Consider the following 20,559-nt stretch of genomic DNA (forward strand, 5'->3'; position numbering starts at 1 on the left):
ACTACTTCCAACCACCTGTTCACAATCACCACAGGCTCCCTGAAGATCAAAAATAGTTACTTTTCTGATTTGTTGAACTTATTTTAATACTTTGTTTTTTCTTTGTCAAGACTTTTTTACGATTTTTTTGATAAAGTTAGCACTTTTTCAGAAACTGTTTTGAAAGTCTCAATGATATAGTCCACTTCTTCATCGCTTAATTTAGTATGAAGTGGAAGCGTAATTTCATTTTTAAAGAAGGCATAAGCCTTAGGATAATTCGCCATATCAAAGCCAAGATTCTTATAGGCTGTCAAGAGCGGAAGCGGTTTGTAGTGGACGTTACTTGCAATTCCTGCTTTAGCCAATTCTTGGATGATAAGATTGCGGTCTTCTAGGCTAGCACCTTCTACATGGGTGATGTAGAGATGACGTGAAGATTCGACAGTCTCAGTCTTGTGTGCCAAAGGATGGATGCGAGAACCTGCAAAACCACGATCATAGCGGTCCACGATCTCCTTACGTCGTTCTAGCAAACCAGGGTAACGGTCCAATTGTACCAAACCAAGTGACGCCATGATATCGGTCATATTGCACTTGTAGGCTGGTGTGACGATATCGTATTCCCATGAACCCAGTTGCATCTTAGCAAGAGCATCCTTAGTTTGACCATGAAGGGAAAGAATTTGGAATTCCTTGTACATCTCTTCGTCGTCAATCGCTGGATTGGCTTTCCAAGTGGCACTTCCACCTTCGGCCGTTGTAAAGTTCTTAACGGCGTGGAATGAGAAGGAAGTAAAGTCAGCGATAGAACCAGCCGGTTGACCTTTATAAGTTGATCCCAAAGCATGGGCACTATCAGAGACAATCACAATACGGTTAAAGGCCTTTTGCCACTTGCTTGAAGCGGTAAAGAGGTCACGTTTTTTCTCCACGACTTGGAACAAACGGTCATAGTCGCAAACAATCCCCGCAAGTTCTACTGGGATAATCACTTTAGTCTTTTCAGTGATAGCTTGCTCCAGTAAGTCATAGTCCATCTCAAAGGTATCTGCTTGGATATCCACCATGACAGGGGTCGCCCCTACGTGAGTGATGACACTACATGAAGCTGTATAGGTCATGGCTGGAACGATGACTTCATCACCAGGTCCCACTTCCAAAACGCGTAAAATCAACTCAAGAGCGGCAGTCGCAGAGTTAAGACAGACAGTCTTGGGCGTCTGTGTGTATTGAGACAAGCGACGCTCCAGTTCTTTTGTCTTAGGACCTGTTGTAATCCAACCAGAACGCAGGGTATCCGCTACTTCAGCAATTTCAGCTTCGGTGATATCGGGTGGTGAAAATGGAATGTTGTAATTTAGCATTGATTTGCTCCTTTTATCTGTACTCATTTTCTCATGACTACTTTATTTTAGCACTTCAAACACGGTTTGAAACATGATTTTGATGTCTCCAAGGAAACTAAACTCTCGGAGATAGGCGAGGTTATGGCGCATCTTTTCAGGAAGGACGTGCTCTACATAGGCTTGGTCAACTGACAGACCTTTTTCGGTCATTTGACTGATGATAGTATCCTCATCCTTGTAGTTGATGCTGGCTGGAGAGGTAATACCTGCTGGCAAGAGCAAGGTCGCCATCATTTCAGGGCTATACTGTTCTGTGTAGCGCGGTACTTCAGGTCGTGTACCGACAAAGGACATCTCACCTTTAAGAACATTGACCAACTGAGGCAGTTCGTCCAAACGCACACGGCGGATGAAATTGCCAACCTTGGTAATACGGCTATCGTTAGCAGAAGTCACCAGACTCCCTTTTTTATCCGCATCCGTCACCATGGTACGGAACTTCCAAATATTAAAAGGACGGTTATACTGGGTCACGCGCTCTTGCTTGTAAATCACTGGCCCCTTGCTATCCAACTTGATCCAAATGCTCAAGATGAGAAAGATGGGAGAGGTCAGAACCAGTAAGACCAAGGCTAGAACCCAGTCCAAGCAACGCTTGAAAATCAGCGAACCCTTCCTTTTAGAGACAAGCTGGTAGTAAGACTCAACCTCGCTTGATTGCATTTCCACGGGCAAGTCTTCCCATTTCAGCATGCTGTTTCTCCTTTGTTTTTATTATACTATTTGTCAACATTTTTCATTATATCACAAAATAGAAAAGGCGGTGAAAGAAATCTGTAATTTGAAGGATTTCCTTCTGTTACTGAATGAGAATCAACGAGTATTAAGACATGGAACCCGCCTGCAAACTATACATCTTGTGATAGGTTCCTCCCAGAGCCAAGAGTTCTTCATGAGTTCCACTCTCAATGATACGCCCCTTATCCAAAACATAGATACAGTTAGCGTCTTGGATGGTAGAAAGGCGATGAGCGATGGCAATGGTTGTCCGTCCCTGTCTCATCTTAGCCAGAGAAGCTTGAACCAAACTTTCTGTTTCAGAGTCAATATTGGCTGTCGCTTCATCCAAAATCAGAATTTTAGGCTGACTGGCTACTGTTCTAGCAAAAGCAAGAAGCTGGCGCTGCCCAGTAGAGAAGCTCGAACCACGCTCAGAAACAGGGGAATCATAACCCTGAGGAAGTTCTTGGATAAAGGAATCTGCATCCACGAAGGCTGCTGCAGCCTGGACCTGGTCATCACTGATCTCTTGGTACATGGCGATATTGGACTTAATGGTCCCATGATAGAGGAAGGGATCCTGCAAGACCAGACCGATGTTCTTTCTCAGCTCTTCCTGACTGTAGTCCCGGATATTCACATCATCCAAGAGAACTCTCCCTGATTGAAATTCATAAAAGCGCATGAGGACATTGATAATCGAAGATTTCCCAGAACCTGTATGACCTACAAAGGCAATGGTTTCACCCTTGTTAACGGAGAAGGAAATATCATCCAGAATCGGATGTTTCCCATCATATGAGAAGCACACATGTTCAAAACGAATATTGCCTTCTTTTACCACAGCCTGGCCATCTTCTTGAAGCGGCTCATAAGTCCTCTCATCGATTAAGGCAAAGACACGACCTGCAGAAACCATGGACGTTTGAAGGGTTGAAAAGTTTTGCGTTACTTCAATCAGGGGATCAAAGAGACGATTGATATACTGGATAAAGGCATACATGGTTCCTGCCGTTATTCCCAGATAAAGCCCACGGTAGCCAAAATAGGCCATCAAGACAGCATAGCCTAGAAGTTTCAGTAAACTCATGGCAGGACGCAAAAAGAGAGCATCCAAGGCTACAGAACGGTTGGCATAGACCAAGTGTTCTTGGTTGATTTCATCAAACTCTGACTGTAGGCGCTTCTCTTGATTAAAGGCCTGGATTATTCTGATTCCCTCGATGTTCTCTGCCAGCTTACTATTGATATCTGACAAGAGACTTCTAGTTTTCTCAATGATTTTCACTGATTTTTTCCGATAGAGATTGACCAAAAGGAAGATCAAGGGGAGAAAGAGCAAGACTAATGCTGTCAAACGAAAATCCAACACCAACATGGTATAAAGGGTTGTCAGAAAGATAAAAACTGCTGAGATAAAGCTGGATAGAATCCCCGAAAACATATCACTGATGGTCTCGGTATCATTGGTCAAACGAGAGACGATAGATCCTGCTGGTGTCTTGTCAAAATAAGACATACCCAATTTTTCCATATTGGCAAAGGCATCTCTACGAATATCCCTAACAATGCTGTAAGACACGCGCGCAAAGAGAAGATTGCCGACATACTGAACCAGAGTTTGTAGGATATAAAGGCCATAGTAGGCTAGCAAAACGGTCACAGCGAGTTGGTTGAGATTGCTGAGATACTGGTCGATAAAGTGGGAAGCCACAAGGGGAATGACACTTTTGATGATCGTCGTCGCTAGTAGAAAACTGAGTGCCAAAAAGGTCAGGAGTCCATAGGGCTTGAGATAGGACATCAAGCGCTTCAATACAGCCCATTGTTCTTGTTTATTCTGCATCTTCTTCTCCTTTCATTTCCAGCTGCTGAGACTGGTAGGTTTGGGCATACCAGCCATCCAAGGCTAGCAAGTCTTCGTGCCTGCCTCGTTCGATGATTTGACCATTTTGCAGAACTAAAATCAAATCCGCATGGACAACTGCACTGAGGCGATGAGCTGTGATAATGGTTGTCTTGTCCTGACGCGTTTCCTTAAGATTGTCGATGATGGCATATTCTGTCTTGGCATCCACGGCCGACAAAGAATCATCCAAAATCAAGATATCAGGGTCTAAAATCATGGCCCGACTCATGGCTAGACGTTGCTTTTGACCACCAGAGAGACTGACTCCCTTTTCACCAATCAAGGTATCAAAGCCCTGAGGCATGGCTACAATGTCTTGGTAAACTTGAGCTAGCTTAGTCGCTTCCTCGACCGCTGAAAGAGGCAAGTTAGGATTGCCAAAGCGGATATTGTCTAAAATCGAAGTCGCAAAGAGAAACTGGTCCTGAGGAACATATCCCATGAGACTGCGAAGGTCTGTCAGACGATAGTCCCGAATATCATGACCGTTTAGGTAAATAGCACCCTTATCCACATCGTATTCACGCAAGAGGAGTTTAATCAAGGATGTTTTCCCAGAGCCTGTCTGTCCGACCAAGCCCAGAGTTTGCCCTTTTTCCAAACTAAAGTGAATATCCGTCAGTGTTTCCTCATTTTCAAAGGCAAAACTATCAATGGTGTACTCCAAGCGTCCATTTTCAATACCATCTAAAGGAAACTCTGGGTCTTTTACTGGAGATTCCTGAGACAAAAGATTTTCAATCCGCTGATAAGAAACCTTGCCTCGCTGGGTAATATTAAAGAGGAAGCCGATGGCCATAAGAGGCCAGACCAACATATCTAAGTAACTGATAAAGGTAACCAGATTTCCAACCGTAATCTGCCCTTCCTGAACCATCAAGGAACCGACCAAAAGAGTTAATACATAGGAGGAACCAACAAACAAGAGAACCATAGGGTCAAAGAGACTATCGTATTTCATGGTTTGGAGATTCTTTTGAAAGGTCAATTCATTGACTTCTTGAAAGAACTTCAACTCGTCCACCTGATAACCAAAAGACTTGGTCACTTTGATACCTGATACAGACTCCTGCACCTTGTTATTGAGTTCGGAAAAGGCAGCCTGTGATTCGCCAAAGGCCTTATGTGTCTTTCTTCCCAAACGACTGGTCGCATAAGCCATGAAAGGCAGGGGTAGAATGGCAACCAAGGTCATTTGCCATGAGATGCTAAAGAGCATGGTCAGCAAGGTCACCAGCGCCGTGATAGAGGCATCCACCGCAGACATAACACCGCCTCCTGCCAGACGAGTCAAGGCATTGATATCGTTGGTGGCATGCGCCATCAGGTCCCCCGTCCGATAGGTCTGATAAAAGGCTGGAGACATTTTAGTAAAATGCTCAAACAAGCGAGATCGCATAATCTGCCCCAGACGATAGGAAGTCCCGAGGATATACATACGCCAAACATAACGCAGATAGTACATCCCAAAGGCTGCAAGTAGCAAATAAAATAGGTCAAGAAGGAGGGCCTGCTGGGTTAATTGTCCCGATGTGATGGCATCAATAACCCGCCCCATAACCATAGGGGGAATGAGATTGAGGACGGAAACCAAGACCAGAGCCACAATTCCGACTAGATAACGGCGTTTTTCTAACTTGAAAAACCACCAAAGTTTTTGAATAATGGACATAAAATCCCTTTCTGATTGCAAATGGAAACCTGAGGCCTAGACCCCAGGTTTTTCTTATTCATAGGTTACGACTGTGACCGCACCCTTATCATACTCAGCGATAAAGATGTTAGCTACATTTTCATACCCTTGTTTGCTGAGATTATCAAGCAGCCACTCTTCGCTACGACCAATCGATTCTAAAACATCGACTTGGATCACACCGTCAGTCACAACTGGATACTTAGGATTTTCATCTCCCATTTGGACCACGATGAGTTGGCCATTTTGCTCTTGCACAGCTCGTTTAACTTGCTTCATCTGGAAAATCCCTTGGCTACGAAGTTTGAGGGCTACATCCGCTGCAGATAATCCAACTGAACGACAGGCTTCTGGGTCAATCTTCCCATTTTTGATGAGGAGAGTTGGCTTTCCATCAATCAAGCGTTTCACAAAACGAACATTGTTGTTGAGCCATTTGAGGGTCAAGACCAAAATCGTCCACATCATCAGAATCACTGCGTATTGCAGAATACTGATTGAACTATTGTAAATCACCCCACCGATGATACCACCAAGAACATAGTTCTGAATTTGGTCTGTCGCAGAATTAGGTGCTAGGTTCCCCTTTCCTGTCACATTAATAACAAAAACAAGAGAGAAAAGACCCAAGGCCAGTTTGATTAAAATTTCCATATAGTTGAGTGTCATTTGTTTACCTCCACCAATTCAATAGCGTCTGTTTGATTCAATTCTAATTTCTCTAAAAGATACTTGTCTGGTTGGCTCCCGTTCATGGCGCGGTAGAAATTTGGACCTACCTTGACAAGCGCTCCATCAGTGGCAGCTGAAGTATTAACGTAAACTTCTGATTTATCCACCCCCAAGTCTTTGGAAACAACCTCTATGAAATGAAGGGACGTTTGAAATTGATTGTTAGAGGCTTGATTGGTCTGGTATTTTGAAATTGTTACCAAAAGCATGGCCACTAAGGTCAAGGCTAAAATCATGACCAATTCCCGAAACTTAGTCCCCTTTTTATCACGATAAGCCTTAAAAGCAAAAAATCCTGTGATAGCTAGGAGGACAATCCCAAAGCCAATCATGATGCCATTTTGCTGACTGATTTGGCTAAGCACATAGTCGTATGAGTAAAATTTCATTTATTTCCACTCTCTTTCATAAAATCATTCCTTATTATAAACGAAAGAGAGTGATTTTTCAAACCATACGTTGGGGAAATAGACATATCAGACCAACTTCTCAAACTAATGACTCCAGTAGCTACTTCAAGATTCTGATTTTGATAATTGATAAGAATAGACACTAGGAATTATGACTACAAAGAAAAGTGTCAAGAAGAATACCCAGTAAACATATAGTTGCACAAAGGAATTTAGAAACAATAACAATCCTCCGAATACCCAAATTTTCCCAGCTAGGCGATGCGTTTTTCTCCAGTTTTTATCATTCTCCAAGGTCCACGGTAGTCGAATACCGATTATATAATTTCGGTGTGTTTTTGGTAGATAATTTCCAATTACGATCATCACGACTCCCATAAAAATCTGAGCTAGTAGCCCACTCATCATGGAATAACCCAAAGATTCTCCGAAGATAGAAATCATTAATAGACAAGATACAAAAGGAATAATCCAGTAAATCAAGAGTTGTATTTTTGAACTGATATTGCTAGATTTAGGATCCTTAATCATTAAAAATAGAAGCAACCAATGCATCAAAAGCATGAGAGTCGGTAATCCAAAGATAGCAGACATTTTATGATTGTAGCCATCTGCTTGACCCAGTAGATTAAAATGAGTGGGTATCTCCTCTGGTAATTGATTCCAGAAAACACAACCTACAAGGGAAGGTAGTAGGATGAGAATGCTCGTAAATAATACCAATTTCTTATTGATTTTTATCTTCATCAAAATGATCTCCTTTCAGATCTGCTAACCAAACCATTATATCCTCTAAAACCGATGTATTTAACTCATAATAAATAAAGTTTTTTTCTTTCATTTCATGAATCAAATCCGCTGCTTTCAAAATCGTAAGATGGTGTGAAATAGTTGCACTAGTCAACTCAAATTGACTGGCAATTTCTCCTGCAGATAATCTACCTGCTTTGAGTAAATTTAAAATCTCTCTCCTAACTGGATGAGATAAGGCTTTAAAGCTATTTGCAAAACTCATAATGACTCCTTTCCCTTTGTAATATTAGTAGGGCTAGGAATAAGCAAGGTAGAACTGATAGCATTCCAGTCTGTGATGGCCCTAAAATCAAGAGGCTTGAAACTTTTCTCCTGGTAATTGAAAGAGTAACCCAATACCTGCAGTTGCATTGATTGCCCCATGAAATAGGGCAGAAGCCCAGATAGAACCTGTCTTTTCCAACAACCAGCTCAACAATATTCCTAGGCTAAAACAAGATAGAAACATAGCAACAACTCCCAAAACAGGATAAGCAAAATAAGATAGTCCATAATTATAGCCTTGCAAATTGATTGGTAGATGCCAAAGACTCCAAATGAGACCAAGCAAGACATGAGTCTGGACTAGTGAAAAGCGTCCTCTTAGAGCTGGGTAAAGATAGCCACGCCAACCAATTTCCTCTCCCAATGCAAAAAAACTATTAAGAAAAGGAGCGTAGGTCAAACTAGCTAGGATTTGAATCAAGGCCAAGAAAGATAAGGGAATGGTTGATTGAGAGACACCTTTTTCTTGTAAGATGGCTTGAATAGATTCAAAACCAAGGCTGAAATTGCTAGGGAATACAAGAAAATAAAGTCCCGCTCCTAAAAAACTGACGACTGCTGGTAACCAGATAGCTAGTAAGTAAAAGCGCCAGTTGCTCTTGAGATTTACAACTAATTTAGATTTGATTCCACTAGGTTGATTCGTGATTTTCCCTAAGAGAAAGACTGCAAGTGCAGGCATCCACATGGCTACAATACTAGCAAGTTGACTCCATGGAGAATTTAAACCAACACCACTTAGCCATAGTGACAACCATATTATCCAAGCAAGGGCATAAGCCAAGACCACAAAAAGAAGGATTGTTCTCTTATTTGACATATATGTAACTTCACTTTCTATTTAGATATTTTTCTAAATAACATTATACATCTTTCTATTCTAAACACAAGAGCTATTTAGATTTTTTTCTAAATAGTTTAGGGAATTTTTATTTTCTCAGGATAAAGTCTAAAGAGTAATTTTTCAAACCATACATTGGGGAAATAGACCTTTTTCTGGTATAATAAAATCTATAATCTGAATGAAAAAGGTAACTTTATGAAACTTATCTCATGGAATATTGATTCCCTCAATGCTGCCCTAACTAGTGACTCAGCTCGTGCCAAATTGTCCCAAGAAGTCCTACAAACCTTGGTCTCTGAAAATGCTGATATCATTGCTATCCAAGAAACCAAGCTTTCTGCCAAAGGGCCTACAAAGAAACACTTGGAAATTTTAGAAGAACTCTTCCCAGGCTACGAAAACACGTGGCGTTCTTCTCAAGAACCTGCCCGTAAAGGCTATGCTGGAACCATGTTCCTCTATAAGAAAGAACTTACACCCACTGTCACTTTCCCAGAAATCGGTGCCCCTTCTACCATGGACTTGGAAGGCCGTATCATTACTCTAGAATTTGATGAATTTTTCGTGACCCAAGTTTACACACCAAATGCTGGCGATGGACTCAAACGCTTGGAAGAACGTCAAGTCTGGGATGTCAAATATGCGGAGTATTTGGCTCAACTAGACAAAGAAAAACCAGTCCTTGCGACCGGTGATTACAACGTTGCCCACAATGAAATCGACCTTGCAAATCCTGCTAGCAACCGCCGTTCACCTGGATTTACCGACGAGGAACGTGCTGGATTTACCAACCTTTTGGCAACTGGATTTACCGACACCTTCCGCCATATTCATGGCGATGTTCCAGAACGCTACACTTGGTGGGCACAGCGCAGCAAGACTTCTAAAATCAATAATACAGGCTGGAGAATCGACTACTGGCTCACAAGTAACCGCATCGCTGACAAGGTGACAAAGTCTGACATGATTGACTCAGGAGCTCGTCAAGACCATACACCCATTGTCTTGGAGATTGAACTCTAAGGAGAAAACGAATGGACTATCAAGCTGTCATTCCTGAATTTGTAGTATCTGACATCGAAAAATCACGCCACTTCTACTGCGACCTGCTAGGATTCTCTGTCGAATACGATCGTCCAGAGGAGAAATTTCTCTTCCTCTCGCTTGAAGACTGCCAACTTATGCTAGAAGAAGGCAGCGCAGAAGAATTAGCTCAGCTGACCTACCCATTTGGTCGTGGAGTCAATCTCTCCTTTGGGATAAAGGATGTTCCAAAACTCCACCAAAAACTGCTGGAAGCTGACTATCCTATTTATCGTCCCTTAACCAAAAGAAAGTTTCGTGTTGGGGATCATTATATCTATCCACATGAATTTGCAGTTTTGGATCCAGATGGCTATTTTTTAAGATTTAGCGAGTAGAGTAATAAAGGTTTAGAAAAAAATATTTCAAATCAGAAAAAGGCATATTGTCAAGTCTTGAAAAATCTTGATAATATACCTTTTATGATGGGAAAACCTTCTGAACGTTTGCTAATAACTGAGTTTTTTGCCCATTTCCTTTCTATTTGTTCGTTTTTTACACCTAAACATTAACAAAACAGTTGATTTTTAAAGTTATTTAGTGTAGAATGAAAACATTGGCTCAAGCATATTTAAAATTAAATATCGTTTTACTTGTTTATGTCGTGAATTGGCACGACGTTTCTACAAGGTGCCGTAACACCTAACAATAAGTAAGTTATCTTGGAGGTATGGTCTTTTTCGCCATGCCTATTTTGGGGACTTACTTAGATATTAAGTAGGTCCTTTTTCTATTTCTTGCTAGAAACTCTAAACAAGCAAATGGATTGGCTTTTAGACTTTAGGAGGTCTTATGAAATTATTAGAAGAGCGCATCCTCAAGGATGGGCATATCTTGGGTGATAACATCCTCAAGGTAGATTCCTTTTTAACCCACCAAGTTGACTTTAGCTTGATGCGAGAGATTGGTAAGGTTTTTGCGGAAAAATTTACTGCTGCTGGTATTACCAAAGTCGTGACCATTGAAGCGTCAGGTATTGCCCCAGCCATTTTTACAGCTGAAGCCTTAAACGTTCCCATGATTTTTGCTAAGAAAGCTAAGAACATCACTATGAACGAAGGTATCTTAACTGCCGAAGTTTACTCCTTTACCAAGCAGGTAACCAGCACCGTTTCCATCGCTGGAAAATTCCTCTCACCAGAGGACAAGGTTTTGATTATCGACGACTTCCTTGCTAATGGCCAAGCTGCTAAAGGCTTGATTCAAATCATCGAACAGGCTGGAGCAACAGTCGAAGCTATCGGTATTGTGATTGAAAAATCTTTCCAAGATGGCCGTGATTTGCTTGAAAAAGCAGGCTACCCTGTTCTATCACTCGCTCGTTTGGATCGTTTTGAAAATGGTCAAGTCGTATTTAAGGAGGCAGATCTCTAATGCAAACTCAAGAAAAACATTCACAATCAGCCGTTCTTGGCTTGCAGCACTTACTAGCCATGTACTCAGGATCCATCCTGGTTCCCATCATGATTGCGACAGCCCTTGGCTATTCGGCTGAGCAGTTGACCTACCTGATTTCTACAGATATCTTCATGTGTGGGGTGGCAACCTTCCTTCAACTCCAACTCAACAAATACTTTGGGATTGGACTTCCAGTCGTTCTTGGAGTTGCCTTCCAGTCAGTAGCTCCCTTGATTATGATTGGGCAAAGCCACGGTAGTGGCGCTATGTTTGGTGCCCTTATCGCATCAGGGATTTACGTGGTTCTTGTTTCAGGCATCTTCTCAAAAGTGGCCAATCTCTTCCCATCTATCGTAACAGGTTCTGTAATTACCACGATTGGTTTAACCTTGATTCCTGTCGCTATTGGAAATATGGGAAATAACGTTCCTGAGCCAACCGGTCAAAGTCTTCTGCTTGCAGCTATCACTGTTCTGATTATCCTCTTGATCAACATCTTTACCAAAGGATTTATCAAGTCTATCTCTATTTTGATTGGTCTGGTTGTTGGAACTGCCATTGCTGCTAGCATGGGCTTGGTTGACTTCTCGCCTGTTGCAGCAGCACCGCTTGTCCATGTCCCAACTCCCCTCTACTTTGGGATGCCAACCTTTGAAATCTCATCTATTGTCATGATGTGTATCATCGCAACGGTGTCTATGGTTGAGTCTACTGGTGTTTATCTGGCCTTATCTGATATCACGAAAGACCCAATCGACAGCACGCGCCTTCGCAACGGTTACCGCGCAGAAGGTTTGGCCGTACTTCTCGGAGGAATCTTTAACACCTTCCCTTACACAGGATTTTCACAAAACGTTGGTTTGGTTAAATTATCAGGTATCAAGACTCGTCTGCCAATCTACTACGCAGCAGGTTTCCTGGTTCTCCTTGGACTCCTTCCTAAGTTTGGCGCCCTTGCCCAAATCATTCCGAGCCCTGTCCTCGGTGGTGCCATGCTGGTGATGTTTGGTTTTGTATCGATTCAAGGGATGCAAATCCTCGCCCGTGTTGACTTTGCTAACAGTGAACACAACTTCCTTATTGCAGCAGTCTCCATCGCTGCAGGTGTCGGACTCAACAACAGTAATCTCTTCGTTAGTATGCCGACAGCCTTCCAAATGTTCTTCTCAAACGGAATCGTCGTAGCCAGCCTCCTCGCCATTGTCCTCAATGCCGTATTAAATCATAAAAAGAAATAAGAAAAAGAGGTGTGAGCCTCTTTTTTAGTTATCTATATTCGTACCTGTCTTTCTTCTGACCTCTGGCCTGTGATAAACATGGCAAAGGTTGCTTTGCAGACATTTCTGCCTTCTTGATTGGTGATATCCACATCCACCACACAGGTTGTGCGACCTTGATGGACACATTCTCCTTTAATAGTCAGCACATCATCAAGTTTTCCTGCCTTAAGGTAGTTGATAGAGGATTGGAGTGTCACCCCATCAAGCCCCAGCGAGATAACCACCAAACCACTGATCTGGTCACAGAGAGTAAAGAGATAGCCACCATGGGCATTGCCATAGTAGTTGAGCGACGAATTCACTACTTTTGTCGTCACCAAAACGTGACCATCTCTCATTTGTTCAATTTCGTAATTTTCAAAAGCAGATATAGCGTCAAAATGAAAATCTTTCATCGTTTCCTCCTGATATTTCAAACGACACTATGATACTACTTTTTATAGAACTGTGCAAGGAGAAAGCTCCTAGCCTGGCAAAATTCCGACCTGCTCCACAAAGCGCATAAAGGCTGCCTGTCCTTGTTCTGTCTGCTTGTAGACTCCTGCATCTTCAAGTACACGTGCAAAGATAGTACCCACAGAGTCCTTGACGATTTCAAGGGCTTTTTCTTTATCCGCTAGGTCTGGATGTTGGACTTTGAGTTGCTCTGCCCATTCCTGATGATAATCGGCAACCGTAACAGCTTCTCCTACAAGATAGCTAGCGACTTGCTCCACTTCTTCTTTCAGACGTGGTGGCAAGATTGCCAAGCCCATGACCTCAATCAAGCCGATATTTTCCTTCTTGATATGTTGGACATCCTTGTGAGGATGATAAATGCCATCAGGATGTTCTGCAGAAGTCTGATTGTCCCTCAAGACCAAGTCCAACTCAAACTGGCCATCGCGTTTACGGGCTATAGGTGTGATAGTATGGTGTGGTGTTCCATTACTTTCTGCCAAGACTTGCACCCTTGGATCTGAATACTGGCGCCATTCCTGCAAAATCTTGTCAGCTAAGTTGATCAAATCCTCTTTGGAAGCCGAAGTCAAACGTAGCACTGACATGGGCCACTTGACAATCCCAGCCTTGACCTGCTCAAAACCAGCAAATCGGAAGGTCTTTTGCAAGGGAGCCAATTCCATAGGAAATACGTGACGGCCTCCCTGATAATGATCATGAGTTAGAATAGAACCTCCCACAATCGGCAAATCGGCATTAGAGCCTGCAAAATAGCCCGGAAACTGCTCTACGATAGCCAGCAAACGTTCAAAATTCTGACGACTAATGGCCATGGGACGATGCTGACCATCTAAGAAAATACAGTGCTCATTAAAGTAAGCATAGGGCGAATACTGGAAGCCCCACTCCTGACCAGCCATTTCAAAACGGATAATCCGGTGATTGCTGCGAGCTGGGTGGTTGACCCGACCGTGGTAGCCTTCATTCTCTAGACAAAGTTGACACTGGGGATAATTGCTAGCTTGCACCAACTTGGCTGCCGCAATCTCTTTGGGATCCTTTTCAGGCTTAGAGAGGTTGATGGTAATTTCAAGTTCACCGTAATCAGATGGAACACGATAAGCAATATTTTTAGCAATGGCCTTGAGTTTGATGTAGTCATTCTTCTGACTGAGTTGGTAGAAATCCGCTATCGCTTGCTCAGGAGATTGGCCATAGGTTGTCCAGAAATCACGATTGACCTGACTAGGACAAGGGGTCACCAAGTCCATCAGTTCAGCACCAAGGACTTCACGTGCAGTCTGACTATCCTCAATCGTCTCTAATCGAACGGCTTCCTCAACCAGCTGGTCCTTGAGGTCAATCACTTTATCCAGATCCGTCTCAACTTCCAAAACAGCGTCTCCCACTCGTGCCAAGACACGATTGGTCAGGTAGATTCGATCCATTTCCTCAAATGAACTTTCAGAAATGACATGTGTTACAAATTTATCTACTAAGGTCACCATAAAGCCTCCTTTTGACTAGTCAAGGACGCGAGTGCCACCTGCAACTTCAGCGATATAGAAACTTGGAGCGTAGCCAACTACTTCCTCGTAGTGTTTGCCTACAGCTTCCTTAAAGTCATCAACAGCATCTTTTTGCACCAAGGCAATGGCACATCCGCCAAAACCTGCCCCTGTCATACGAGCACCGAGAACTCCTTCTTGTGCCCAAGCTGTATGAACAAGAGTATCCAATTCCAAACCAGTTACTTCATAATCATGCTCAAGAGAAACGTGAGAAGCATTCATCAAACGACCAAATGTTTCCAAATCTCCTGCTTGAAGGGCTACTTGAGCTTTGAGGGTACGTTGGTTTTCAAGCACAGCATGGCGAGCACGTTTCAAACGATTTTCATCTTTGATTAGGTAGCTATATTGGTCAAAGGCCCACTCATCCAATTCACCCAAGGTCTGAATATCTAAGGCAACTTGCAACTCTTCCACTGCTTTTTCACACTCAGCACGGCGTTCATTATATTTAGAATCCGCCAATTCACGACGTTTATTAGTGTTCATAATAACAACGACATTGTCCTTCAAATCAAGTGGTACCAAATCATATTCTAAAGTGTTGGTATCTAGGTAAATAGCACGTTGATCAGCCCCCATACCGATAGCAAACTGGTCCATGATACCAGAGTTGACTCCGATAAAGTTATTTTCTGTTTGTTTGCCGATTTTAACCAAATCGAGACGCTCTAATTTTAAATCAAAGAGATGCTCTGCCACAACCCCTGTCAAAAGTTCCAAGGATGCTGAAGAAGACAAGCCAGCACCATTTGGGATATTCCCAAAGACATAAAAATCAAAACCTTTGTCAATGACATGGCCAGCTTCTTGCAAGAAATGAAGGACACCTTTTGGATAGTTGGTCCAGTTGTGCTCTTTTTCAAACTTGAGGTCAGCTAAAGGTACTTCGATAATGCCCTTGTCCTCAAAGTTGGCTGAGTAGAAACGTAAAACTTGGTCGTCACGCTTACGAGCTGCACCGTAAGTTCCCAAGGAAATAGCAGCTGGAAAAACGTGCCCACCGTTGTAGTCTGTGTGCTCACCAATCAAGTTGATACGACCTGGTGAAAAGAAAGTTTGGTCTGCTTCTTGACCAAAAACAGCAAGAAAGTCTTTGCGAAGCGCTTCAGCAGTAAGATGTTGTGTCATATGATTTCTCCTTTTACTGTCCGTTAAGTCACCTTAACGTGTAATCGTTTTCCTCTATTGTATACAAGGGATTTCCCAAGGTCAATCCTTTTTACTAAACTTTTACTAAATTATCAGTAAAATACAGAAAAATATGATATACTAATCTAATCAAGGAGGATTTATGGCTACCTTAAAAGACATTGCACAGTTAGCCTCTGTCTCTATCGCGACCGTATCCCGTGTCCTCAATCGCGACCAGAGCCTATCTGTTACAGAAGAAACCAGACACCGTATTTTAACCGTTGCTGAAGAGTTGGGCTACACTAAGCACCTCAAGACAGGCGAGTCCCATAAACCCAAGCAAAAGATTGCCATTATTCAATGGGTCAGTGAACAAGGGGAGCTGGACGACCTCTACTACTACCAGATTCGCCTAGGCATAGAAAAAAGAGCCCAAGAACTGGACTATGATATCTTACGCTATTTTAATGACCATCCTTTTACCCTGAGCGAGGAAGTGATTGGGATTCTCTGTATCGGTAAATTTAGCCGAGCACAGATTTCTGCCTTTGAAGAATACCAAAAGCCTCTTGTCTTTCTAGACAGTGATACACTTTCCATGGGACATACCTGCATTATTACGGACTTTTACACTGCTATGAAACAGGTTGTCGATTATTTCCTCAGCCAAGGAATGGACCGTATCGGGATTCTAACAGGTCTTGAGGAAACAACAGACCAAGAAGAAATCATTGAGGATAAGCGGCTGGAAAATTTTAAGAACTACAGTCAAACAAAAGGAATCTATCATGATGAACTTGTCTTTCAAGGTAGCTTTACCGCCCAGTCTGGCTATGACTTAATGAAGGAGGCCATTCAGAACTTAGGAGACCAACTCCCGCCAGCCTTTTTCGCAGCCAGCGATAGTTTAGCCATCGGTGCCCTCCGTGCCCTCCAAGAAGCTGGAATCAGCCTACCAGACCGCGTCAGCCTCATTTCCTTTAACGACACTAGTCTGACCAAACAGGTCTATCCTCCCCTCTCTAGCATCACCGTCTATACCGAGGAAATGGGCCGAGCAGGTATGGATATTCTTAACAAGGAAGTCCTCCACGGTCGCAAAATCCCTAGCCTGACCATGCTGGGAACCAGACTTACTCTGAGAGAAAGTACAAGGAATGATTAAGATATTAGAATCTAGGCAAAAACTAAATTTCAAGATAAAATGAAGTAAATATCCCCATAATCATGACCACCCGTCTAACGGGTGGTTTGAACCAGGGCTATAAACCCAAATCACCAGCCAGCGCCTAAGGACGCTGGCTTTCACTTTGTTCAAGCCTTACTGCTCTTGACTCGTCACTTGCCTCTCAAAGAGGCTTTAGTATTACTTACCACTATCCCTAAAGGGATCCGCATATTCTTTTATACTCAATTTATCTAGTGCTATATCATGCTTTACTCGTTCTCAAATTTTTATACTCGTGAAGAAATCATCCACTGGATAATTTCTTTAATCTTGAATATATTTCTTAATTGTGGCTTCATTGAGTCCCACCGTACTTACATAATAAAAAGCATAGTATCAAATTTTTTCAATGCCTGATACTATGCTCTTTTTACTTTTAAAGACTTTTTCCCCAGCCTCTTTTTCTAATGTTGATGATCATGGGATTGCTCTAAAGCTGTTACCCTCCTTTTATGTTGCGAATGATTGATTTGACTGCTATCTACTTCAATAGTAATATTCTGCACGCCTCTTTCTTCTAGGAGTTGACGTACTTGATTCTTTGTTTCCGTCATCTGCTCCCAATCTTCTAAACAGAGATGGACAATGGCATTTTTTTCCAAACCATCCATAGTCCAGAGATTAAGCTGATTAAGGCTGGCCACATTGTCCAATTGCTCTAAGCCACTCTTTACTTGCTTGATATCAATACCTTCTGGCACAGCATCCAAGAAAATCTTGAGCGTAGACCAAAAACGTGGAAGAGCCTTTGAAAGAATAAAGAAAGAAATGACAAGGGACAAAAGTGGATCTAGGATATACCAGTCCGTAAATCGAAGAACAATGGCCATTAGGATGACAGCCAGCCACCCTAGGGTATCTTCCAGAAAATGCAGACTCAGAATAGACTCATTCTTTGTCTTTCCCTTACCAACCACTAGACTCGCTAGTACATTAATAGTAATCGCAATAATTCCTAACCAGAGAATCCCTTCATCATTGACTGGTTGCGGATTTAAAATCTTCGTGACATTTTCCAAAATGACTAGAACAGATCCTGTCATGAGTATTATCGCTGTTACCAAGGCTCCTAGCAGACTAAAACGCTTATAGCCTAAGGTGTACCGATTATCTTCTTCACGATTAGAGATGGTCTCTAGAAAGGCTGATACTCCAATTGCAATCGCATCTCCCAAGTCATGCACCGAGTCAGCAAGAACAGCGCTAGAACCAAATACTCCACCTGCAATAAACTCGACAATAGCATAAGTCAAATTTAAGAAAAAAGCTAGCCAAACAGCATATTTTGCCTTCATATTTCTCATTCCTTTGTTATAATAGATTCATGAACACCTTGTTCATTATCATTATCCACTAAGACTCAAAGAAAGGATAGAAGCAAAGCGTCAGCTTTATTCAGTTCTGAACAATTTGCCTCAAGTGTCCATATGACTAAGATTGACCGCCGTATCAGTAAAACAAAAAAAGCCATCTATCAAGCCTTTCTACAACTTTTGAATGCTAAGGGCTACGAGGCTACTACTGTTCAGGATATCATTGATCTCGCAGATGTGGGACGTTCTACTTTTTACTGTCACTATGAAAGCAAGGAACTGCTTCTAGACGAGCTCTGTCGCTACCTCTTCCATCATCTTTTTGAAAGAGAGCTAGCCATTTCAACCGAAGATTACCTCGCCCACCTCTTTCTGCATTTTCAGAAAAATCAAGACCATATCACCAGTCTGCTATTCTCCAAAAATGACTACTTCCTCCGTCAACTCCAGAGAGAGCTGGAGCACCACGTCTATCCCATGCTGGCTGATGATTTGAAAAAAGCACACCCCAGTCTGCCTGCTTCTTATCTCCAACACTTAGTTGTAACCAACTTTATCGAGACATTGACCTGGTGGCTCAAAAAAGGGCAAGACTTCACAGAACAAGAAGTTGTCCAGTTTTATCTAGACCTTCTCATTCCTAAAAAATGAATACAGAGTAGAACTTAGTTGCCTTATTTCTAGGTTACTGAGTTTTTTATCTTTTCAACAACAAAAGAGGACCCGCTGATCCTCTTTTTCATAATATAAAATCCTTTATTATCAACTCTATCTGTTTTATCCGAAAACTCAAAACAGCACTTTCAAACTTTTTTCTTAGTTAGGTAAGTCAGTGTTCTGCTTAGCTGCCTTGCTCCACTGGTACCAACCAACTAAACTATTAATCAGGTAAATTAGATATTTTCCTTGAATTTGCAGGCTTTCTCCCCACCAGAGATAGATTGAAAAGACATTGGTAGCTGCCCAGAATATCCATTGTTCACGGTAAACAGCTGTCATGAGGATTTGCCCTACCCCATTGGTCGCATCTGTGATGGAATCACGATAGGGACGATTAGCTCCGATAGACTGATAAATGAAGCCAAAGGCCAACCACCAAAGAACACTAATAGAAAGATACTTTGTCCAACCCTTGCCACCCAGCTTACACGCGACAAACTCCTGCTTTTCTTTCTTGAACTGAGCTTGATAAATCCAAACTAGAAGTCCAATTGGCTGCATGACTGTGAAGTAAAGGGTCGTCAATACCTCACCATAAAAGCCTTTTTGTAGGGCAAGCACCAGATAAATGATGGAATTAATCAAACCAAATAGGTAGTTACTAGCACGACCTTCAGCTTCTCAAAGAGCAGAAAAAAGGTTAGTAAGGCTTGAGAGATGAATCATTTTAAAGGCAAACAATTCCAACAAGACGTCATCATTGTCGCTGTTGGTTATTACCTACGTTACAATCTGAGCTATCGTGAAGTTCAGGAATTGCTTTATGACCGTGGAATAAATGTTTGTCACACTACGATTTATCGGTGGGTTCAAGAATACAGTAAAATCCTCTATCATCTATGGAAAAAGAAAAATAAACAGTCCTTCTATTCGTGGAAAATGGATGAAACCTATATCAAAATTAAGGAGCGTTGGCATTATCTCTATCGAGCGATTGATGCGGACGGTTTAACATTGGATATCTGGTTACGAAAGAAACGTCGAGCAGACGATAACAGCTATAAGTTAGAAGATACCGCCTATCAAGAAGATAAAGCACGCAAAGCAGAAACCGAAGATAAGCTAGCTATTGAAGCAATGAAAAACAAGTACACCACGCTATTGCTAGAAAATATGTTGCTAAGTCCGTTTGAAATGCAAGATACAAAAATCATGGCAGGATTGCAAGTCCATGTTTACCCCCTCTATGACGAACTGAAAGAATTAAGAGGGCTAAATAGTGTCAAAGACCACTTGTCTTATGTTGCCAGCAGACGTGAAGAATATTCTAAGCATAATATCGCACGCTACCTCAAAAAAGCCATTGAACAATATCTACCAATGGTTAAAAGGCAGGACTTAAACCATGAGTGAAGACTTAAAAACGATCAAAGAGCTGGCGGATGAGTTGAGTATTACAAAACAAAATATTCAATATCACTACCAAAGGTTACCAAAAGAATTACAGCTTAAAAGTTCCAATGGGTCTAATCTAATAAATTCTAAAGCAGAAAAAATAATTTTAGGTAAAGTAGAAAGTAGTAGCAAATCAAATACCAAAGACCAAAGACCAACAAATAAATAGCAAAGACCAACAAATAGAAAAACTAACTAATTTGTTAGACCAGTAACAACGATT

General features: G+C 42.0%; 18 protein-coding genes, 6 pseudogenes and 1 riboswitch. Of the genes and pseudogenes, 9 read left to right on the forward strand and 15 right to left on the reverse strand.

Annotated features, from left to right (window positions below):
• Positions 1 to 116: 116 nt before the first annotated feature.
• The 9 genes and pseudogenes from EII37_RS00645 to EII37_RS00685 all read right to left on the reverse strand — a co-directional run bounded on the left by EII37_RS00645 (position 117) and on the right by EII37_RS00685 (position 8,749).
• Positions 117 to 1,346: a DegT/DnrJ/EryC1/StrS aminotransferase family protein gene (locus tag EII37_RS00645; RefSeq protein ID WP_124787241.1), complete on the reverse strand. Its 1,230-nt coding sequence runs from the start codon at positions 1,344 to 1,346 to the stop codon at positions 117 to 119.
• A gap of 42 nt (positions 1,347 to 1,388) precedes the next feature.
• Positions 1,389 to 2,081 carry a sugar transferase gene (locus EII37_RS00650; protein ID WP_124787242.1) on the reverse strand — a complete coding sequence of 231 codons (693 nt, stop codon included), beginning with the start codon at positions 2,079 to 2,081 and terminating at the stop codon, positions 1,389 to 1,391.
• Between the two features lie 130 nt (positions 2,082 to 2,211).
• A complete protein-coding gene (locus EII37_RS00655; RefSeq protein WP_124787243.1) occupies positions 2,212 to 3,954 on the reverse strand; it encodes an ABC transporter ATP-binding protein in 1,743 nt (580 codons plus the stop codon).
• Positions 3,944 to 5,689 carry an ABC transporter ATP-binding protein gene (locus tag EII37_RS00660; RefSeq protein WP_124787244.1) on the reverse strand — a complete coding sequence of 582 codons (1,746 nt, stop codon included), beginning with the start codon at positions 5,687 to 5,689 and terminating at the stop codon, positions 3,944 to 3,946. Before EII37_RS00660 ends, EII37_RS00655 begins: the two co-directional genes overlap by 11 nt.
• 54 nt (positions 5,690 to 5,743) lie before the next feature.
• The gene (locus tag EII37_RS00665) at positions 5,744 to 6,379 is read right to left on the reverse strand and encodes a DUF421 domain-containing protein (RefSeq protein ID WP_124787245.1); all 636 of its coding nucleotides are present in this window, start codon (positions 6,377 to 6,379) and stop codon (positions 5,744 to 5,746) included.
• Positions 6,376 to 6,831 carry a DUF3290 family protein gene (locus tag EII37_RS00670; RefSeq protein ID WP_000675332.1) on the reverse strand — a complete coding sequence of 152 codons (456 nt, stop codon included), beginning with the start codon at positions 6,829 to 6,831 and terminating at the stop codon, positions 6,376 to 6,378. The genes EII37_RS00665 and EII37_RS00670 overlap by 4 nt, the downstream gene beginning before the upstream one ends.
• Before the next feature lie 126 nt (positions 6,832 to 6,957).
• Positions 6,958 to 7,599 (reverse strand): SdpI family protein, encoded by a 642-nt coding sequence (locus EII37_RS00675; RefSeq protein ID WP_124787246.1) that lies wholly within the window; start codon positions 7,597 to 7,599, stop codon positions 6,958 to 6,960.
• Entirely contained in the window at positions 7,580 to 7,867 is a 288-nt protein-coding gene (locus EII37_RS00680) for an autorepressor SdpR family transcription factor (RefSeq protein WP_000006510.1), read from the reverse strand. The genes EII37_RS00675 and EII37_RS00680 overlap by 20 nt, the downstream gene beginning before the upstream one ends.
• Positions 7,851 to 8,749: pseudogene (locus tag EII37_RS00685) on the reverse strand (type II CAAX prenyl endopeptidase Rce1 family protein). The gene EII37_RS00680 and the pseudogene EII37_RS00685 overlap by 17 nt, the downstream one beginning before the upstream one ends.
• A 219-nt stretch (positions 8,750 to 8,968) precedes the next feature.
• Here EII37_RS00685 and EII37_RS00690 point away from each other — a divergent pair.
• From EII37_RS00690 to EII37_RS00705, 4 genes are all read left to right on the forward strand, one after another.
• On the forward strand, positions 8,969 to 9,796 hold the full coding sequence (locus tag EII37_RS00690; RefSeq protein WP_124787247.1) for an exodeoxyribonuclease III: 828 nt from the start codon (positions 8,969 to 8,971) through the stop codon (positions 9,794 to 9,796).
• Positions 9,797 to 9,807: 11 nt separating this feature from the next.
• Positions 9,808 to 10,194 (forward strand): VOC family protein, encoded by a 387-nt coding sequence (locus EII37_RS00695; protein ID WP_124787248.1) that lies wholly within the window; start codon positions 9,808 to 9,810, stop codon positions 10,192 to 10,194.
• Between the two features lie 235 nt (positions 10,195 to 10,429).
• Positions 10,430 to 10,525, forward strand: a riboswitch (purine riboswitch).
• A gap of 123 nt (positions 10,526 to 10,648) precedes the next feature.
• Positions 10,649 to 11,230, forward strand: coding sequence for a xanthine phosphoribosyltransferase (locus EII37_RS00700; RefSeq protein ID WP_124787249.1), 582 nt, complete (start codon positions 10,649 to 10,651; stop codon positions 11,228 to 11,230).
• Positions 11,230 to 12,492, forward strand: coding sequence for a nucleobase:cation symporter-2 family protein (locus EII37_RS00705; RefSeq protein WP_124787250.1), 1,263 nt, complete (start codon positions 11,230 to 11,232; stop codon positions 12,490 to 12,492). The genes EII37_RS00700 and EII37_RS00705 overlap by 1 nt, the downstream gene beginning before the upstream one ends.
• Positions 12,493 to 12,524: 32 nt before the next feature.
• Here EII37_RS00705 and EII37_RS00710 read toward each other — a convergent pair whose 3' ends face one another.
• From EII37_RS00710 to EII37_RS00720, 3 genes are all read right to left on the reverse strand, one after another.
• The gene (locus tag EII37_RS00710; protein ID WP_124787251.1) at positions 12,525 to 12,929 is read right to left on the reverse strand and encodes a PaaI family thioesterase; all 405 of its coding nucleotides are present in this window, start codon (positions 12,927 to 12,929) and stop codon (positions 12,525 to 12,527) included.
• A gap of 69 nt (positions 12,930 to 12,998) precedes the next feature.
• Positions 12,999 to 14,480 (reverse strand): UDP-glucose--hexose-1-phosphate uridylyltransferase, encoded by a 1,482-nt coding sequence (locus EII37_RS00715; protein WP_124787271.1) that lies wholly within the window; start codon positions 14,478 to 14,480, stop codon positions 12,999 to 13,001.
• Between the two features lie 18 nt (positions 14,481 to 14,498).
• Positions 14,499 to 15,677 (reverse strand): galactokinase, encoded by a 1,179-nt coding sequence (locus EII37_RS00720; protein ID WP_124787252.1) that lies wholly within the window; start codon positions 15,675 to 15,677, stop codon positions 14,499 to 14,501.
• 163 nt (positions 15,678 to 15,840) lie between these two features.
• Here EII37_RS00720 and galR point away from each other — a divergent pair, with 163 nt between their 5' ends.
• A complete protein-coding gene (gene galR, locus EII37_RS00725) occupies positions 15,841 to 16,845 on the forward strand; it encodes a DNA-binding transcriptional regulator GalR (protein WP_124787253.1) in 1,005 nt (334 codons plus the stop codon).
• 201 nt (positions 16,846 to 17,046) lie between these two features.
• Here galR and EII37_RS00730 read toward each other — a convergent pair.
• Positions 17,047 to 17,232, reverse strand: a pseudogene (locus EII37_RS00730) (hypothetical protein); the annotation flags it as partial.
• Between the two features lie 80 nt (positions 17,233 to 17,312).
• The gene (locus tag EII37_RS00735) at positions 17,313 to 18,203 is read right to left on the reverse strand and encodes a cation diffusion facilitator family transporter (RefSeq protein WP_124787254.1); all 891 of its coding nucleotides are present in this window, start codon (positions 18,201 to 18,203) and stop codon (positions 17,313 to 17,315) included.
• 132 nt (positions 18,204 to 18,335) lie between these two features.
• Between EII37_RS00735 and EII37_RS00740 the strand changes: the two genes are divergently transcribed.
• On the forward strand, positions 18,336 to 18,872 hold the full coding sequence (locus tag EII37_RS00740; protein WP_124787255.1) for a TetR/AcrR family transcriptional regulator: 537 nt from the start codon (positions 18,336 to 18,338) through the stop codon (positions 18,870 to 18,872).
• A gap of 165 nt (positions 18,873 to 19,037) precedes the next feature.
• On the opposite strand, the pseudogene pnuC reads toward EII37_RS00740, so the two are convergent.
• A pseudogene (pnuC, locus tag EII37_RS00745) lies at positions 19,038 to 19,559 on the reverse strand (nicotinamide riboside transporter PnuC); the annotation flags it as partial.
• Between the two features lie 39 nt (positions 19,560 to 19,598).
• Between pnuC and EII37_RS11525 the strand changes: the two are divergent.
• The 3 pseudogenes from EII37_RS11525 to EII37_RS00755 all read left to right on the forward strand — a co-directional run.
• Positions 19,599 to 19,949 (forward strand): annotated as a pseudogene (locus EII37_RS11525) (IS6 family transposase); the annotation flags it as partial.
• Between the two features lie 24 nt (positions 19,950 to 19,973).
• Positions 19,974 to 20,294: pseudogene (locus EII37_RS11530) on the forward strand (DNA replication protein); the annotation flags it as partial.
• Positions 20,287 to 20,551, forward strand: a pseudogene (locus EII37_RS00755) (plasmid replication protein). The pseudogenes EII37_RS11530 and EII37_RS00755, both read left to right, overlap by 8 nt.
• Positions 20,552 to 20,559: the final 8 nt, after the last annotated feature.

It is taken from the genome of Streptococcus sp. OH4692_COT-348 (assembly GCF_003859975.1).
Taxonomy (GTDB): Bacteria; Bacillota; Bacilli; order Lactobacillales; family Streptococcaceae; genus Streptococcus.

Bases quoted from the DNA above. Each gene is read 5' to 3' on its own strand.
- EII37_RS00645 (WP_124787241.1), bottom strand. From the start codon at position 1,346: ATGCTAAATTACAACATTCCATTTTCACCACCCGATATCACCGAAGCT.
- EII37_RS00650 (WP_124787242.1), bottom strand. From the start codon at position 2,081: ATGCTGAAATGGGAAGACTTGCCCGTGGAAATGCAATCAAGCGAGGTT.
- EII37_RS00655 (WP_124787243.1), bottom strand. From the start codon at position 3,954: ATGCAGAATAAACAAGAACAATGGGCTGTATTGAAGCGCTTGATGTCC.
- EII37_RS00660 (WP_124787244.1), bottom strand. From the start codon at position 5,689: ATGTCCATTATTCAAAAACTTTGGTGGTTTTTCAAGTTAGAAAAACGC.
- EII37_RS00665 (WP_124787245.1), bottom strand. From the start codon at position 6,379: ATGACACTCAACTATATGGAAATTTTAATCAAACTGGCCTTGGGTCTT.
- EII37_RS00670 (WP_000675332.1), bottom strand. From the start codon at position 6,831: ATGAAATTTTACTCATACGACTATGTGCTTAGCCAAATCAGTCAGCAA.
- EII37_RS00675 (WP_124787246.1), bottom strand. From the start codon at position 7,599: ATGAAGATAAAAATCAATAAGAAATTGGTATTATTTACGAGCATTCTC.
- EII37_RS00680 (WP_000006510.1), bottom strand. From the start codon at position 7,867: ATGAGTTTTGCAAATAGCTTTAAAGCCTTATCTCATCCAGTTAGGAGA.
- EII37_RS00690 (WP_124787247.1), top strand. From the start codon at position 8,969: ATGAAACTTATCTCATGGAATATTGATTCCCTCAATGCTGCCCTAACT.
- EII37_RS00695 (WP_124787248.1), top strand. From the start codon at position 9,808: ATGGACTATCAAGCTGTCATTCCTGAATTTGTAGTATCTGACATCGAA.
- EII37_RS00700 (WP_124787249.1), top strand. From the start codon at position 10,649: ATGAAATTATTAGAAGAGCGCATCCTCAAGGATGGGCATATCTTGGGT.
- EII37_RS00705 (WP_124787250.1), top strand. From the start codon at position 11,230: ATGCAAACTCAAGAAAAACATTCACAATCAGCCGTTCTTGGCTTGCAG.
- EII37_RS00710 (WP_124787251.1), bottom strand. From the start codon at position 12,929: ATGAAAGATTTTCATTTTGACGCTATATCTGCTTTTGAAAATTACGAA.
- EII37_RS00720 (WP_124787252.1), bottom strand. From the start codon at position 15,677: ATGACACAACATCTTACTGCTGAAGCGCTTCGCAAAGACTTTCTTGCT.
- galR (WP_124787253.1), top strand. From the start codon at position 15,841: ATGGCTACCTTAAAAGACATTGCACAGTTAGCCTCTGTCTCTATCGCG.
- EII37_RS00735 (WP_124787254.1), bottom strand. From the start codon at position 18,203: ATGAAGGCAAAATATGCTGTTTGGCTAGCTTTTTTCTTAAATTTGACT.
- EII37_RS00740 (WP_124787255.1), top strand. From the start codon at position 18,336: ATGACTAAGATTGACCGCCGTATCAGTAAAACAAAAAAAGCCATCTAT.